A 16,630-nucleotide genomic window follows, 5' to 3' on the forward strand; every position below is an offset into this window, starting at 1 on the left:
GTTATATCAAAAACTAATTATTTTATCACTGATTTTATCGTATCCGCCACTCTTTCGGTAGAATTTGTAATAGATAGACTTTTCGCCTTAACCGCCATTTCGATTAATTTATCTCTATTTAAATTTCTTAACACACTCATCAATGATTCGCTATTAAAGTCAGGTTGTTCAATAATCTTTGCAGCATCAATATCTGAAAGCGATTTAGCATTCCAAAATTGTTGGCGATCTTTATGCATAAAAGGGACAAAAATCGCACCAATGCCGACAACTTCGATTTCACTTACCGTTAATGCCCCACTGCGACAAATCACAATATCCGCCCAACGATAGGCTTCTGCTACATCAGTAATAAATTCAGTCACTTTATTTTTTGTCATATCACAATCTTGATAAGCTCGCATAACAGGTTCTAGCATGCCTTTTCCTGTTTGATGCCAAACAACAAATTTATCGGATAATTTTGTCATTACCTGAGGAACAACATCATTGAGTACTTTTGCCCCTTGACTTCCGCCCATGACTAAAACTCTAATTGGTTCTTGACGATTTTCAAAACGTTCGTTAGGTTCAGCAATAGTTAATAAATCGTCACGAACAGGATTTCCTACTACTTCAGCTTTTGGAAAAGCTGTCGGAAATGCTTGTAAAACTTTAGTTGCAATTTTTGCAAGCCACTTATTAGTTAACCCTGCTACACCATTTTGCTCATGTAATACGACAGGAATTCCTAATGTCTTCGCTGCAATGCCACCCGGCCCAGACACATACCCTCCCATACCAAGTACAACATCCGGTTGATAAGTTTTTAAGATTTTTCTGGCTTGTAGAACCGCTTTTAAGATTTTATAAGGTGCTTTTAGCATTGCACCAATTCCTTTACCGCGTAGACCTGATATTTCTATAAAATCAATCTCGATGCCATTTTCAGGGACTAAATGCGCTTCCATTCGATCTGCTGTGCCAAGCCATCTGACTTGCCAGCCTTGTTTCATTAAATAATGCGCAACGGCAATACCTGGAAAAACATGTCCACCTGTACCACCTGCCATAACTAATAATTTTTTCATTACTTTATTGACCTTATTCTTGCTTGGGCTTGTTGTTGTCTAAATTCAAAATCGATTCTAAGTAGGATCGCCACAGCCACACTCATTACAATTAAACTCGATCCACCATAGCTAATGAAAGGTAACGTTAATCCCTTAGTAGGTAACATTCCAGATGTTACCCCCACATTAACAAAGGTTTGAAAACCAAACCAAATACCGATTTGGCAAGCTAAATAGCCAGAAAATTGTAATCCTTCATTTAATGCTCGATACCCAATCGCCAATCCCTTAAAAGCCAGAGAAAAAAGTAATGTCAGCAGGAAAACGACGCCAAGATAACCAAATTCTTCCGAAATAATAGCGAAAATAAAATCGGTATGGCGTTCAGGTAAATAACCTAATTTCAGAATCGAGTTACCCATTCCTTGCCCAGCAAATCCTCCATTACCAATTGCTATTAATGAATTCACTAACTGGTAACCTACACCATTAGCATCTTCCCAAGGATTAAGAAATGTTAATAACCGTTTTAAACGGTATGATTCAAATAATATTAAACTGACAACCGCTGCAACACCTGTCGATAAAATAGCGATAAATTGCCACAACTTTGCACCAGCGATAAATAGAATTCCGATAGTAACAATAAATAATACAATCACTGTGCCTAGATCGGGTTGAAGTAATAGCAAAATGGAAAGCACAGCCATAACGACCATTGGCTTGAAAAAGCCCCAAAATCCATTTTGTACTTCATCTGACTTTCGAGTCAAATAACTTGCTAAAAATACAAATAAAGCCAATTTAGCAAGCTCGGCCGGTTGAAAGTTAAAAACGCCTAGCGGAATCCATCTTGCTGCGCCATTAATGGAAGACCCTACGCCTAAAACAGCAACAAGCATGATAATTGTCATAATGAGTAATACTGTTCCAAATTGCTGCCAACGTTTCATTGGGATCGATAACGTTATACACATTAAAACAAGTGAAATACCCAGCTGTATGAGTTCACGCTGAGTATAGAAAAAAGGATTACTATCATTCGATGACATTGATGCTGATGTCACCATAACTAATCCGAATATCATCAATCCAAATACCGTCCAAAGCAATTGATTATCAAAAGGGACGTGAGGATTAACTTGCTTTTTTATAGCCAACGAAATCATTTTTCACTCCTTTGCGCATATTGTTTAGCCAAAAGTGCAAATTGATTTCCTCGCTCTATATAGTTTTTAAATTGGTCTAAACTTGCACAAGCTGGTGAGAGTAAAACAATATCGTTAACCTCTACTTTTTGAGCGATTATTTGCATAGCCTCAGCTAATGTCGCAGTCATTGTTGTGATTTTGGGTGCTAATTTTGCTAATAACTCACGATCTCGACCAAAACAAAAAATCTCAAGATGACTATTTTTTAGATATGGAATTAATGGAGAAAAATCAGCTGATTTTCCATCACCACCAAGCAATAAAAATAATTTTCCATGACATACGACACTTTTTAAAGCAGCTTCCGTACTACCTACATTGGTTGCTTTAGAATCATTAATCCATTTGACCCCATTTTGTTCCAAAACTAATTCAAAACGATGAGGTAAACCATGAAAGTTGGCTATTGTTGCTAAACTAGATTGTCGTGATATTGATAATTTATCTGCAATAGCTAATGCTGCTAACGCATTGAGATAATTGTGGCTTCCCGTTAGTTTCATTGTGTTAGTCGATAAAACGGGCTTTTCCTGCGCAATCAAATGTGCATAATCATCATCCAGATGATAATCGCCTGAATGTAAGCCAAATAACACATTATGACTATCTTTTTCTTTTGGAAAAGTTAGTTTATCATCATGATTTACTACACAGTATTTTGCATTCACATAAATTCGTTGTTTCGCCTCTACATATTGTTTGAGTCCTAAAGGATACCTATCCATATGATCTTCTGAGATATTCAATATCGTTGCAACCGTTGCATGCAAACTGTGCGTGGTTTCAAGCTGAAAGCTAGACAGCTCAAGTACGTACACATCGCAATCTTGAGCCAGTAAAGATAGTGCAGGTTGACCTATATTGCCACCGACACCCACTTTGATACCTGTAGACTTAACAATTTCACCAACTAATGTCGTCACCGTCGTTTTGCCATTAGCGCCTGTGATTGCCACAATCTTTTTATTAGGTAGTTGATTAACTTCACGACAAAAAAGCTCTATATCGCCAATGATTTCGATACCTTTATCGGCAGCTTGTTTGAGTTCAGGGGTTGATAAAGCGATACCAGGGCTAACAATTATTAAATCAGCATCGAATAGCCAATCGACATTTAAATCGCCTAAATGATAGGCAACTCGTTGATCCAGTTGTTCTAATCCTGAAGGTAATAAACGAGTATCAATTACTTTAGGAATAACATTTTGCGCAAGAAAATAGTCAACACAAGAAAGCCCTGTGACACCTAACCCAATGATAACAACATTTTTACCCTGATAGCGAATCATGATTCAATCCTGATTTAATTTAATTAACGTAATTTCAAGGTTAATAAACCAATTAAGACGAGCATTAACGAAATAATCCAAAAACGTACAATAACTCGAGGTTCTGGCCACCCTTTTAATTCATAATGATGATGAATTGGAGCCATTCTAAAAATTCGTTTGCCACGCAATTTAAATGAACCTACTTGTAAAATGACAGATAGGGTTTCAATAACAAATATTCCCCCCATAATGAGTAATAAAAATTCTTGGCGTAAAAGTACGGCGATAATTCCAAGTACTCCACCTAAAGCCAATGAACCGACATCACCCATAAATACCATAGCGGGATAAGTGTTAAACCATAAAAAACCAAGCCCTGCACCAATGATAGCAGTACAGACAATCATTAATTCACCACTAAATTTGATATAAGGTATATGCAAATATTCTGCAATAATTGTATTCCCTGTCGCCCACGATACCAGCGCTAAGCCCGCTGCCACAAATACCGTTGGCATAATTGCAAGTCCATCAAGTCCATCCGTTAAATTAACAGCATTACCTGACCCAACAATCACAACATAAGTGAGTAAAATAAATACTAATCCCAACTGAGGCATGACATCTTTAAAAAAAGGGACAACCAACACGGTTACTGAGCTATCTTTTCCATATACATAAAGGCCAAAGGCAACAATAAATGCAATAACAGATTGCCAAAAATATTTCCATCTAGCGATAAGACCTGCCGTGTTTTTTCGAATAACTTTTAAGTAGTCATCAGTAAAGCCAATAATGGCATAACCAATCAGGACAAATAACGCCACCCAAACATAAGGATTACGTAAATCTGCCCAAAGAAATACTGATAACGAAATCGACGCAACGATTAGCGTCCCGCCCATTGTTGGCGTTCCTTTTTTGCTTAAATGGGATTCCGGTCCATCATTACGTATTACTTGTCCAATTTGTAATTTTTGTAACCAATCAATGACTTTTTGCCCCATTATTAACGATATCGTTAGCGAGGTTAATAGACCCAAAATAGCTCTTACGGTTAAATAAGAAAATACATTAAAAAAGGTAAAATATTTCACTAAATATTCTGATATCCAAACCAACATAATTTTAATCCTAATTTATTTTTTGTTGTTTAATTAGTTCTATAACGTCTTCCATTTTAGCACTGCGAGAACCTTTAACTAGCATGGTTAAGGTTGGATACTGACGCAATAACGTTATAAGGTAATCTGCTGCATCTTGTTTATTATAAAAATGATGACCGACTTCACTTGCTTGGCTAATGAATTGGCTCAATTTACCGACACTGACAACACAATCAAGTTTTTGTTGTTTAGCTAATGTGCCAATTTGTTGATGATATTTTTGAGCGTCTTGCCCTAATTCACCCATATCGCCAACGACGAAAACTTTATAGCCCGATTGTTTTGCCAGAACATTAATTGCAGCAGACATTGAACCCACATTGGCGTTATAAGTGTCATCCAAAATTAATTGATTTTGGTTTAATTTAATCGGGAAAAGCCTTCCTTTAACTGGTTTTAATGTTGATAATCCTTGTTGAATACAATCTAAGCTTGCTCCGACAGAAATCGCTAAAGCTGAAGCTGCAATTGCATTTGAAACATTGTGTAACCCTATTAATGGTAATTGGATTTCGCATTCACCAAACGGTGTATGTAATTTAAATGTGGTCACATCTGCCATTTTAATATGACTTGCATAGAAATTGGCTAATGGATTCTCTAATGAAAAAGTCCAAACAGTTTTATCTGTTAATTGCTCAAACCATTTATCTGAACAGCTATCTAAATTGATGATAGCAATACCATCTTTAGTCAACCCTTCAAAAATCTCACCTTTCGCTGTAGCGACACCTTCAAGTGAACCAAAACCTTCAATATGCGCTTCTGCAATATTATTAATTAATGCTGTTTGTGGATGAACTAACTGAGTTGTATAAGCAATTTCACCAATATGATTAGCACCTAGTTCTATCACAGCAAATTGATCATCTTTTGTTAATCTCAATAGTGTTAATGGTACGCCAATGTCATTATTGTAATTACCTTGAGTATAAAGCGTTGTTCCACAATTTTGTAGAATGGCTGCCGTCATTTCTTTAACTGACGTTTTACCCGATGAGCCGGTCAAGGCAACAATTTTAGCGGAACTTTGTTGACGAATAAAACCGGCAATTTGCCCCAACGCTTGACGTGTGTCTTTAACCACTATTTGTGGAATAGAATTATCATCAATTGGGTGATTTACGATCACGGCAACGGCACCATCTTTAATTGCTTGTTCGGCAAAATGATGACCATCAAAATTCTCACCAACAAGTGCAATAAAAAGTGATTGTTTTGTAATTGTACGTGTATCAGTACTAATAACATCAATCGTAAAATTTCCGTCATGAATATTTAATAATTCACCGTCTACAATTGTTCTGATTTGCTTAATATTTAATGGAATCATGATTGATTCTCTACCCCTAAAAGCTGTTTCACTGTTTCTTGGTCTGAATAGTGATGTTTCGTGTGACCCACGATTTGGTAATCTTCATGACCTTTACCCGCAATTAATATCACATCATTTGCTTTTGCTTCTGCAAGTGCTTTTTTGATTGCTTGTACTCTGTCAGTAATAATCTGAACATTTGAATTATTGATGATACCTTGCTGAATATCATCAATAATTTTTGTTTCATCTTCTGTTCGTGGGTTATCATTCGTCAAAATAATTTTGTCAGCATATTGCGCAGCGATTTCTCCCATTAAAGGTCTTTTGCCTACATCTCTATCACCACCGCAACCAAAAATAACCCATAATGCACCCTTACAGTGAATACGACTTGCTTGAAGTGCTTTTTGTAAAGCATCTGGCGTGTGAGCATAATCCACAATAAATGTCGGGCTATTATTGGCATGTAAAACCTCCATTCGCCCACAAATAGGTTTGAGAAATGAAGCCATATTCACAACAGCAAAAAATGGGAAATCAAGCGTTAATAGCGTCGCTACACATAATAATAAATTTGAGACATTAAACTCACCCAATAAACGACTGTGTATAATAGTATCGCCCCAACTAGAATGCATATGAATTTTGGCACCCTTATCATGATATTCAATCATCGACACACCAACATAAGGTATATTTAAGTTTTTTAATTTACTTAACGATTTGGGTTGACACGATACGGCTGTTACCTGAGAAAGCTTTTCAATCCAACGTTTCCCATAATTATCATCATAATTAATAATTGCTTTGCCTGCACTTTCGACTTGTCTTTCTTTATTATTAGGCGTAAATAACGACCATTTTGACTTAGCGTATTTACCCATTGTTTTGTGATAATCAAGATGATCTCGACTTAAATTAGTAAAAACTGTTGCAGCAAACGTAACACCTTTGACACGATTCATCACTAAACCATGCGAAGAAATTTCCATGGAAACCACTTTGACATGTTTTTTAACAAAATCGGCTAAATATGTTTGAATTTCAACGGATGAAGCCGTTGTATTGTTTGACGGTTGAAGATGATTATAGATCCCATTTCCAATCGTTCCTAAAAGTGCAACTTTCTGATTTAACAGATTAACGCATTGGGCAATAAGCTGAGTGACTGTCGTTTTACCATTAGTACCTGTCACACCAATAACAGATAATTTTTTAGAAGGTGAATGGTAAAAATGATCAGCAATGCTAGAAAGTTTTTTAGATAGTTGAAAAACTTTAACCTGAGGAATATTTCTTTTTCCATGCTTGATATAATTGATACGTAAATCATCAGATTTTCTATTTGTTTCAATTAATATAGTCACCGCACCAGCTTCTAAAGCTTGAGGAATGAATGATTTACCATCAACGACATTTCCCTTGATAGCGACAAACACATCATTTTTATTGACCATACGGCTATCAATACATATATGATTGAGCGAAAAATCTTTGATCGCTTGATCTTTATTTCCACCTAATAAACTAAATAAAGTTTTAAATGTGCATGTAGCCATTAATACCACCTATCAATAAATAATCATTTGGCCATCAACTTGGCGATCTGGTTTGACATTCATAGTTCTTAAAACTCCCCCCATAATTCGGCTGAAAACAGGTGCTGATACAGAGCCACCGTAATACTGACCCGCTTTAGGATTATCAATCACAACAACCAGAGAATATTTTGGTGCTGTTGCTGGCGCAATGCCTGCTGTATAGGCTAAATATTGATTAACATAGCGCCCACCAGATAATTTTTTTGCCGTACCAGTTTTAACAGCAACACTATAGCCTGGTACAGAAGCTTTTGTACCACCACCAGTGACAGCAACAGCTTCCATTAATTGGACTACCGTTTTAGCAATTTTTTCGGGTACAACTCGTTCACCTTGCACTGGTTCAGTGACTTTTAATATCGAAACAGGTCGATAAATCCCATAATTCCCGATAGTTGCGTACGCTCTTGCTAATTGTAATGGCGTGACACTTAAACCATAACCAAAAGAAAAGGTAGCTCGTTCAATATCCGCCCATTTTCGCGCTCTATCTGCTGCAATTGAACCACTGACTTCACCGCCTAAACCCAGTGATGTGGGTTGTCCCAACCCGAAACGACTATAATATTCAACTAGTTCGGCGGGTTGCATTTGTAATGCGAGTTTACTGACACCGACATTACTTGATTTTTCTAAAATTCCTGCCAAATTCAGGGATTTTTGATATGACACATCTTTGATTTCATAGCGATTGACATAAAAAGGTCTGGTATCAACTATCGTATTAAGATCTGCAATCTTTTTTTCTAAAGCGGCCATTACAACCAGCGGTTTTACGGTCGAACCCGGTTCAAATGCATCAGTAACCGCACGATTTCGCAATGAATTATAATTAATTGATGATCGATTATTTGGGTTATACGATGGACTTGTTGCCATCGCTAAAATCTCTCCTGTATGAACATCAACTAAGACCGCAGTACCACTGTCAGCTTTGTTAAACTCAACAGCCTGACTAAGCTCGCTATAAACCAAAGACTGTAAGCGTTCATCAATACTCAATACTAAATCCGATGCCTTTTCACTCTCAGTGCGCTCTAATTCCTCAATGACGCGTCCAAATCTATCTCGTCTTATTATTCGTTGACCCGATTCACCGGTTAACCATTTGTTATAACTTTTTTCAATCCCTTCTGATCCTTTCTCATTACGGTTTTCATCGGTATCCGTTAAACCGATTAATTGGGCAATACTTTCAGCTGCCGGGTAAAAACGCTTCGAGGTCTTAGCAAATGCAACTCCCGGTAACTTTAACTTTTTCAAATAATCCGATATTGTTGGCGTAACTTGTCTGGATAAATAAACAAATCGCATCGATGGATTACTTAATTTTTGCTCCAGTATGGCTATTGGTATATTTAATGCTTTTGCTAATCCTTGCCATCTTGCATCATTCGTATTCACGCCACCTTTTTGAATAACTAATTTTGGATCAGCCCAAACATCATACATCGGTACACTCACGGCCAATGCTCGCCCGTTACGATCAGTTATCATAGCCCTTGGTGCATCCATATCCTGACGACGTAAAGAACGTTTATTACCTTCAGCAATCAGTTTATCAGGATGAATGATTTGTAAAATTGCCATTTGAATAATAAGCGCAATAATGGCAGCAATAATTAAACTGTAGACAACATAAAATCGCCCGGGTGCAAAAAACTGCTTTTTACTATTCAATTTATTAGTTTTAACCGCTTTCTTGTTTTTAGTGAGAATTTTCATTATTTACTCTTTATCACTATCACGGTTTCATTTTCAGGAGTCACGTAAGACATCCCTAGTTGATTTTTAGCTTTAGCTTCTACGCGTTTTGGATCGGCAAGTACATTTTCTTCGATAACTAGATTACGCCATTCACTTTCTAATACATCTTGCTCTAACAAAAGTTGCTCACGTTCAAATAACTGCTTGCGAACTTGTTGCGTTGTAATTAGTACTGCACCAGCTGATACGACAATCAGTAACAATAGAAATAAGGACATTTTTTGATGACCAAATAAATCACCAATAATTAAGCCAAACAAGCTTTTATTCGGTTTTCTTTGACTATCTACTTCAACGTAGATATTGTCTTGATAACTTTCACTGTTTGGGTTAGTGTTCATTTTTCTTTTCTGCTATCCTCAGTATTGCGCTTCGAGCACGTGGATTATGATCAATTTCATTAGGACTTGGTTTAACTTTTCCAAGTGACTTTAATTTAGCGCTGCCATATTGTTTTATTTGTTGCTCTGTTAGTGGCAATCCCGCTGGTAAAACAGGACCTTTACTTTGTTTATTTATAAACTGTTTCACAATTCTATCTTCTAAAGAATGAAAGCTAATCACAGCAAGTCTTCCTTCATTCGCAAGAATTGACAGACTATTATTTAACGCATGTTCTACTTCTTCTAATTCGCTATTAATATAGATACGAATTGCCTGAAAGCTACGTGTTGCAGGATGTTTATTTTTATCTTTTCTTGGTGTCGCTTTTTCAATGATATTCGCCAATTCCAATGTTCGGGTTATAGGCGAAACTTTATTCTGTTCAACAATTGCTTTTGCGATTCGTTTCGCAAATTTTTCTTCGCCAAAAGTTTTTAACACCCAAGCTATATCATCTTCATCACTTTTAAGTAACCATTCACTTGCTGTCAAACCCTGATGAATATTCATACGCATATCGAGAGGGCCATCACGCATAAAAGAAAAACCCCGTTCAGGGTCATCCAGTTGTGGCGAAGATACCCCCAAATCTAATAAAAAACCATCTATCTGACCTAATAGACCTAAATTATCAATGTATTGATATACATTGGAAAATTCTCCTCGAATAAAAGTAAATCTAGGGTCAACAATTTTTTTTGCTGCTAATTCAGCTCGTTCATCACGGTCAATAGCGATTAATCTACCTTGTTCGCCAAGTTGTTCAAGTATGAGACGTGAATGTCCACCTCGTCCAAAGGTTCCATCAACATAGATGCCATCTTTTTTAATATTTAATGCGTCTATCGCTTCGTTCAATAAAACTGTAGTATGTTGATAATCCATCAATTTTTACTCATATTAAATTGTTAAACTTTTCAAATTACTGGATAAGTTTTCCATATCGGTTGGCAAAGCGGCAATGTCCTCACCAATTTGTTGATACCATATTCCTTCATCCCAGATTTCAAATTTATTGGATTGTCCAACAAACATTGTCAGTTTTTCTAGCTTAGCGTAGGTACGTAACGTTTGTGGTAATAATATTCGACCGGAATTATCCATTGAACACTCGGTTGCATAACCTAATAATAGGCGTTTGATCCTTCGTTCCGCTTCGACAATAGAGGATAAAGTCGAAAGTTGTTGTTCAATCATTTTCCACTCAGTCATCGAATAAAGGGCAAGACAAGGATGATATAAACCAATTGTGCATACCATGCCTTCAGACAATAATTCCCGATAGCGAGTGGGGATAGCCATTCGCCCTTTACTATCGATATTGACTGAAATTGCACCACTAAACATTCAAGCGCCCTTATTCATGAAAATTTTGCTAATTTTTATTTGTTATAAATCAAAATATTAAATAATTTGTACTTTATTACCACTTTATCCCACTTTTTACCACAAAAATTTACAAAATAATAGATATTTAATTAATTAATTTTTTAATAATTGCAGTTGGATTTTTTCATTAGCGTGTTGCGAATTAACTATCGGTTTTATATTAAGTTAATTAAAAAAAGGTCATCACTCTGTAAAATTTAAGATTATTTGAATGTTCAACTAAACTTATCTTTGCTAACCAAGATTATTAACATGTATAAAATGTAAACATTGCAGATATTAAGAAAGGTAAAACAGTATTGATGACAATAAACAGATAACAACTTTGATTAAAAAATTAAATTCACAGCAACTAGTTGTGTATTAATTTCATTAAAATCAAAGTAATATTAAAGATAGATATTTGCCAACCTGTTGGTTGGCAAACAAAAATTAATTAGCGAGGAGCCCAAAATCCTATCACATTAACGTTGTCTTGCTGTATAACTGCCCTTATTGGCATCTGGTTAAAATCGGTACCTTGTTCAGCTTGTTCTAACACATTAATTTTACTTTCACCGACTAAATGTAAGTAAATATTTTTACTACTTAATATGATAGGCAGTGTTAGAGTGATACGGTCAAGTGGTGCCGTTAAGGGTGTCATACCAATCACTTTTCGATTTGAGTGCATATCCAAGCCCAATTTTAAATTATCAGCTCCCGGAAACAGCGAGGCAGTATGACCATCTTCACCCATTCCCAAAATCAAAACATCAAAAGGCATCGGTACTTTATCTAAAAGCTGTTCTGTAACTTCAGCACCATCAAACGGATTATCACAACTATTTTTTAAACCAACAAAATTAGCAAGTTTTGCTTTATTTTGTAATAAATAAGTCATGACTAATTTTTCATTACTGGCATCATCCGTATCATCGACCCATCTATCATCAACCAAAGTGATATAAACGCGATTCCATGCTAAGTCTTGTTGACTAAGCAAAGTAAATAAAGGAATAGGCGTTTTACCACCCGAAACCGCAATAGATGCATGACCTTTTTGTTCAATAGCCTGCTTAAGATCATTCACTATACGAGCAGTGAGTTCTTCATTTAAAACCTGACTATTTGCATATCTATTAAGTGTAAACATATTGATGTTCCTTTATTCAAATTCGTGCCAAGAATGCCCATCTTTTGTAATTAAAGCAACAGAAGCAACCGGTCCCCAAGTACCAGCTTGGTAAGTTTTCGGCGGCTCTTTTTCCGAATTCCAAGCATTAATAATAGAGTCTACCCATTTCCAAGCCGCTTCTACTTCATCACGATGAACAAACAATGCTTGGCGACCTCGCATTACTTCAAGCAATAGTCGTTCATAAGCATCGGCACTATGCTGTTGAAAAGCCTCATTAAAGCTTAAATCAAGTTTAGTCGTTTGTAAATTATGTGTGCTATCTAAACCCGGTACTTTGTTCAGAATTTCAATGTCCAAGCCTTCATCAGGTTGCAAGCGAATGGTTAATTTATTTTGTGGTAATGCAGGATAGGATTCACTAAATATATTCAAAGGCAATGATTTAAAATAAACCACGACTTCCGCACATTTGCTCGCTAAGCGTTTTCCTGTACGTAAATAGAAAGGCACACCAGCCCAACGCCAATTGTCAATATCAACTCGAATAGCAACAAATGTTTCTGTGCTGCTTTCTTTATTAGCGCCATCTTCTTCTAGATAACCTGGTACGTTTATTCCATTAACAAATCCTGATGTATATTGACCACGAACAACTTTATCATGAAGGTTTGTCTTATCAATAGGTCTTAGCGCATTGAGCACCGCTATTTTTTCATTACGCAAACTTTCATCTTTCAAATTAGCCGGTGGAGACATCGCAATCATTGTCAAAATTTGTAACAAATGATTTTGAACCATATCACGCATTTGACCAGCTTTATCAAAGTAACCCCATCGACCTTCAATGCCAACTTGTTCAGCAACGGTAATTTCGACATGATCGATAGAATTACGGTTCCATAAAGAGGCAAAAACCGGATTAGCAAAACGTAAAGCTAAAAGGTTTAAAACCGATTCTTTTCCTAAATAATGGTCGATACGATAAACCTGCGATTCATCGAAAAATTGTGCAACAGAATCATTAATATCACGAGATGATTGCAAATCCGTACCAAGGGGTTTTTCCATTACAATTCGATTGTGTTTTTGGTTTAATCCAGCGTGCGCTAAACCTTTACAAATTGTACCGAAAGTCCCCGGATGCATTGCAAAATAAAAAATTGCTGTACGATTCTGCTCGAGTTTATTTTTTAAATCGTTGAAACCAGCGATATCATTAACATCTAACTTATGAAAATTAAGACGTTGGCTAAATCGTTGCCAAATATCTTCATCTAATGGTTCTGACATAAATGTTGTAAGTGCTTCTTTAGCCACTTCACTGTAAGCAGATTTATCCCAATCTGCACGACCAACCCCTAATATTTTGGTTTCTTCAGGCAGTTTTCCATACTTTTCTAATTGATATAAAGATGGTAATAATTTACGCCTTGTCAAATCCCCTTTAGCGCCAAAAATGACTAAATTGCAAACTGGGACATCAGACATGGTTTTCTCCTAACTAAAATGATATCAATATGTTTTATTCTATTATGTTGAGTTGTCAGTGTCACCCAGTTAATGCTATAAATCATAACAATAGGCATTTGCCTAATTTAATCTAACACAAAAACAAAAAGGTCACCGTCTGGGTGACCTTTTGTTAGAAGCATTATTGGATGATACACCAATGCGTGAATCTAAACGCGCACAAAGTCCATATGAACTAATTTAGGCTTGAATGGATGACGTTGTACAGCTTGTACTTTTGCTTTAACCGCTTTACCGTCAACTTCAATAGTGAGCACTTCAGAATAAAATTCTGGTTTTTCTTGCATATTGAAAATATGGTTGTGATCAAGCACAACAGATATTGCAGGTTCAGTTCCACCATAAATAATAGCTGGGAATTGACCAGCGTGACGCAGGCGGCGGCTCGCACCCTTACCATGCTCTTTTCTAACTTCTGCTTTTAATGTAAACATGTTTATTTCTCTATGTTATTTAAATAAAAAACCAATTACAGGCGACCCAGTAGTTGGTTATGAAATTGGCGCTTTAAAAAGCTTGAGGATTATAAAGCGTTATGCTTGTAAACGCAAACAATTAATCAATTGGTCAATAGAATTGATTGCGTTTAAACATAACTCGCTATGCAATATTAGACCAATTTAATTTTAAAGCCATATGACGTTTTTTGTGTTGGTGATAATTTAAGTGTTTGATTAATACACGCACTTTCAACACACACCATCTTTTTATATTCTTGGTCATCAAAATCAGCCATCGCTTTAGCTTTATCTGTCCATGGATTCCATGTAACAACATCACTAGCATTAATGTTTGTGAGCTCAATTGTTCGACTAGTATCATTTATGGTTAGGGTGTTTTCAGCATGGGTATAAATACGATCGACTTCTTGATTAAAGGTTAATTGTCCATTAATTGTTGGTTTATTTTCAACAGACAAACGATCTTGATAAGTATTACCTAACCCTTTAACAGTCACATCATCGATATCACTAATACCAAAATAAGTATGTAATGCACTTGTTGCCTCAAAATCACCTTGACAACTTAATGTAACTTCACAGCTCTTGCCGACATGAATCGTTAACCAAATTTTAAAAGGTTTGGCAAAATAGGATTCAGTTTGGGGATTATTCGTTAATGACAAGATGATATCGACACCATTAGCATCTTCCTTGCATGAGTCTAACGTCCATTCAACAATACGTGCAAAACCGTGTGAAGGATTACCTAATTGCCCAAACCAAGGCCAACAAATGGGTACACCGCCACGAATAGCCGTTCCTTTTTTAAAAAAGGTTTTTTCACTTAACCAAATAACTGGGGACGTTTCGGTTGAAGGTTGCCAAAATAATAAATGCGCACCTTGTAGTGATATCGCTGCCGTGCATGTTTTATGGTTAACCGTTAAAATGGGTAATTCACCAAAATGCGATTGTTTTACTGAAGGGCTTATTGACGCTGCTGACAAACCATTATCCAAGATATCGTTAACAATACTCATACTTTCTCCTACAAAAAATAGTCTAATCGATAATTAATATCGAAAATTAATCGTGATTGTACGCTCTTTACACGAAATTTAAAAATACCAAAATAGTAAAAAAAAGCTTTTTTTCATGAATTGAAGTAAAATAGTGCAACATTTATATAACCATTCATCAACCGCTATTAAGTTTCAGGATAGGCAGATGTTTTCATATAAAATTCCACTTAGCTTATATATACATATGCCTTGGTGTGTACAAAAATGTCCTTATTGTGATTTCAATTCTCATACCATCAAAAAAACACCTGATTATCGTGCTTATATTGATCATTTGATTAAAGATTTACAGCAAGATATAGCTCTTTGTCCTGAACGCTCGATCCATTCGATCTTTATCGGCGGTGGTACGCCAAGTTTATTTTCAGCCGAATTGATTGATCATCTGTTAACCAAAATTAATGAACTAATTCCAATTGAAAAACAGGCCGAAATCACCATCGAAGCTAATCCAAATTCTGTTGATGCAGAAAGATTTACAGGCTATCAACAAGCAGGAATAAATCGTATTTCAATTGGAGTTCAAAGTTTTCAAACTGATAAACTCATCAGATTAGGACGCGTTCACAATCCCCAAGAAGCAATCAATGCCGGGAAATTAGCACATAAACTAAAATTGGACAGTTTTAATTTAGATCTAATGCATGGACTTCCCAATCAAAGTTTAGATGATGCCTTGTTTGATCTTAAACAAGCCATAGCCATTAATCCTCCCCATTTATCTTGGTATCAATTAACCATTGAGCCTAATACACTTTTTGGATCTAAACCACCTGTCCTTCCTGATGATGATAAACTTTGGGAAATTTATCAAGTTGGACACCAATTGTTAACTCAACATGGTTATCAACAATATGAAACGTCGGCTTATGCAAAACCGGAATTGAAATGCCAGCATAATTTAAATTATTGGCGATTTGGTGACTATTTAGGGATTGGGTGTGGTGCACATGGTAAAATAACCCAACCTAATGGGGACATTATTCGTACCGTAAAAACACGTCATCCCAAAGGGTATCTTGAAGGGTGTTATATCGAAAAATTTTATACCGTACCAAAGGAAGATCTTGCATTCGAATTTTTTATGAATCGTTTTAGATTATTTGAAGCAACACCTAAAATTGAATTTGAGCAACGGACTTTTTTACCTTTACAAACAATTGACAGGCAAATTAATTTAGCAATTGAAAAAAATTACCTTACTGAGGATAAAGAATATTGGAAAATAACTGAACAAGGAAAATTATTTTTAAATTCTTTACTTGAGATTTTTTTATAACTATTTAGTTGATTTAT

General features: G+C 36.0%; 15 protein-coding genes. 1 reads left to right on the top strand and 14 read right to left on the bottom strand.

The annotated features are described in order from the left end of the window. Window positions 1-17 precede the first annotated feature (17 nt). The 14 genes from murG to ACGH4F_RS02880 all read right to left on the bottom strand — a co-directional run bounded on the left by murG (window position 18) and on the right by ACGH4F_RS02880 (window position 15,292). Entirely contained in the window at window positions 18-1,070 is a 1,053-nt protein-coding gene (gene murG, locus ACGH4F_RS02815; RefSeq protein WP_411589922.1) for an undecaprenyldiphospho-muramoylpentapeptide beta-N-acetylglucosaminyltransferase, read from the bottom strand. Then, the gene (ftsW, locus tag ACGH4F_RS02820; protein ID WP_411589923.1) at window positions 1,070-2,221 is read right to left on the bottom strand and encodes a cell division protein FtsW; all 1,152 of its coding nucleotides are present in this window, start codon (window positions 2,219-2,221) and stop codon (window positions 1,070-1,072) included. The genes murG and ftsW overlap by 1 nt, the downstream gene beginning before the upstream one ends. Further along, window positions 2,218-3,552 (bottom strand): UDP-N-acetylmuramoyl-L-alanine--D-glutamate ligase, encoded by a 1,335-nt coding sequence (gene murD / locus ACGH4F_RS02825; protein WP_411589924.1) that lies wholly within the window; start codon window positions 3,550-3,552, stop codon window positions 2,218-2,220. Before murD ends, ftsW begins: the two co-directional genes overlap by 4 nt. Before the next feature lie 23 nt (window positions 3,553-3,575). After that, window positions 3,576-4,658 (bottom strand): phospho-N-acetylmuramoyl-pentapeptide-transferase, encoded by a 1,083-nt coding sequence (gene mraY, locus ACGH4F_RS02830; RefSeq protein ID WP_267352342.1) that lies wholly within the window; start codon window positions 4,656-4,658, stop codon window positions 3,576-3,578. A gap of 10 nt (window positions 4,659-4,668) precedes the next feature. Beyond that, complete coding sequence (murF, locus tag ACGH4F_RS02835; RefSeq protein WP_411589925.1) at window positions 4,669-6,033, bottom strand: UDP-N-acetylmuramoyl-tripeptide--D-alanyl-D-alanine ligase; 1,365 nt, start codon at window positions 6,031-6,033, stop codon at window positions 4,669-4,671. Further along, complete coding sequence (gene murE, locus ACGH4F_RS02840) at window positions 6,030-7,577, bottom strand: UDP-N-acetylmuramoyl-L-alanyl-D-glutamate--2,6-diaminopimelate ligase (RefSeq protein WP_267380872.1); 1,548 nt, start codon at window positions 7,575-7,577, stop codon at window positions 6,030-6,032. Before murE ends, murF begins: the two co-directional genes overlap by 4 nt. Window positions 7,578-7,589: 12 nt before the next feature. Then, window positions 7,590-9,344 (bottom strand): peptidoglycan glycosyltransferase FtsI, encoded by a 1,755-nt coding sequence (gene ftsI / locus ACGH4F_RS02845; protein WP_267361433.1) that lies wholly within the window; start codon window positions 9,342-9,344, stop codon window positions 7,590-7,592. Further along, a complete protein-coding gene (gene ftsL / locus ACGH4F_RS02850; protein WP_267352346.1) occupies window positions 9,344-9,727 on the bottom strand; it encodes a cell division protein FtsL in 384 nt (127 codons plus the stop codon). The genes ftsI and ftsL overlap by 1 nt, the downstream gene beginning before the upstream one ends. Beyond that, a complete protein-coding gene (gene rsmH / locus ACGH4F_RS02855) occupies window positions 9,717-10,655 on the bottom strand; it encodes a 16S rRNA (cytosine(1402)-N(4))-methyltransferase RsmH (protein WP_267361431.1) in 939 nt (312 codons plus the stop codon). The genes ftsL and rsmH overlap by 11 nt, the downstream gene beginning before the upstream one ends. 15 nt (window positions 10,656-10,670) lie before the next feature. Further along, window positions 10,671-11,117, bottom strand: coding sequence for a division/cell wall cluster transcriptional repressor MraZ (gene mraZ / locus ACGH4F_RS02860; RefSeq protein WP_065558897.1), 447 nt, complete (start codon window positions 11,115-11,117; stop codon window positions 10,671-10,673). A gap of 478 nt (window positions 11,118-11,595) precedes the next feature. After that, window positions 11,596-12,294, bottom strand: a complete 699-nt coding sequence (gene pgl / locus ACGH4F_RS02865; RefSeq protein ID WP_267380874.1) for a 6-phosphogluconolactonase — start codon at window positions 12,292-12,294, stop codon at window positions 11,596-11,598. 12 nt (window positions 12,295-12,306) lie between these two features. Beyond that, on the bottom strand, window positions 12,307-13,767 hold the full coding sequence (gene zwf, locus ACGH4F_RS02870) for a glucose-6-phosphate dehydrogenase (RefSeq protein WP_267361429.1): 1,461 nt from the start codon (window positions 13,765-13,767) through the stop codon (window positions 12,307-12,309). 191 nt (window positions 13,768-13,958) lie between these two features. Next, window positions 13,959-14,243, bottom strand: coding sequence for a 50S ribosomal protein L25 (gene rplY, locus ACGH4F_RS02875; protein ID WP_065558900.1), 285 nt, complete (start codon window positions 14,241-14,243; stop codon window positions 13,959-13,961). Window positions 14,244-14,419: 176 nt separating this feature from the next. Further along, a complete protein-coding gene (locus ACGH4F_RS02880; RefSeq protein WP_267352350.1) occupies window positions 14,420-15,292 on the bottom strand; it encodes a D-hexose-6-phosphate mutarotase in 873 nt (290 codons plus the stop codon). Window positions 15,293-15,479: 187 nt separating this feature from the next. Between ACGH4F_RS02880 and hemW the strand changes: the two genes are divergently transcribed. Further along, the gene (gene hemW / locus ACGH4F_RS02885) at window positions 15,480-16,613 is read left to right on the top strand and encodes a radical SAM family heme chaperone HemW (RefSeq protein ID WP_411589926.1); all 1,134 of its coding nucleotides are present in this window, start codon (window positions 15,480-15,482) and stop codon (window positions 16,611-16,613) included. Window positions 16,614-16,630: the final 17 nt, after the last annotated feature.

Origin of the sequence: Gilliamella sp. CG35 (genome assembly GCF_046635745.1) — a bacterium.
In the GTDB taxonomy this organism is placed as follows: domain Bacteria; phylum Pseudomonadota; class Gammaproteobacteria; order Enterobacterales; family Orbaceae; genus Gilliamella; species Gilliamella apicola_I.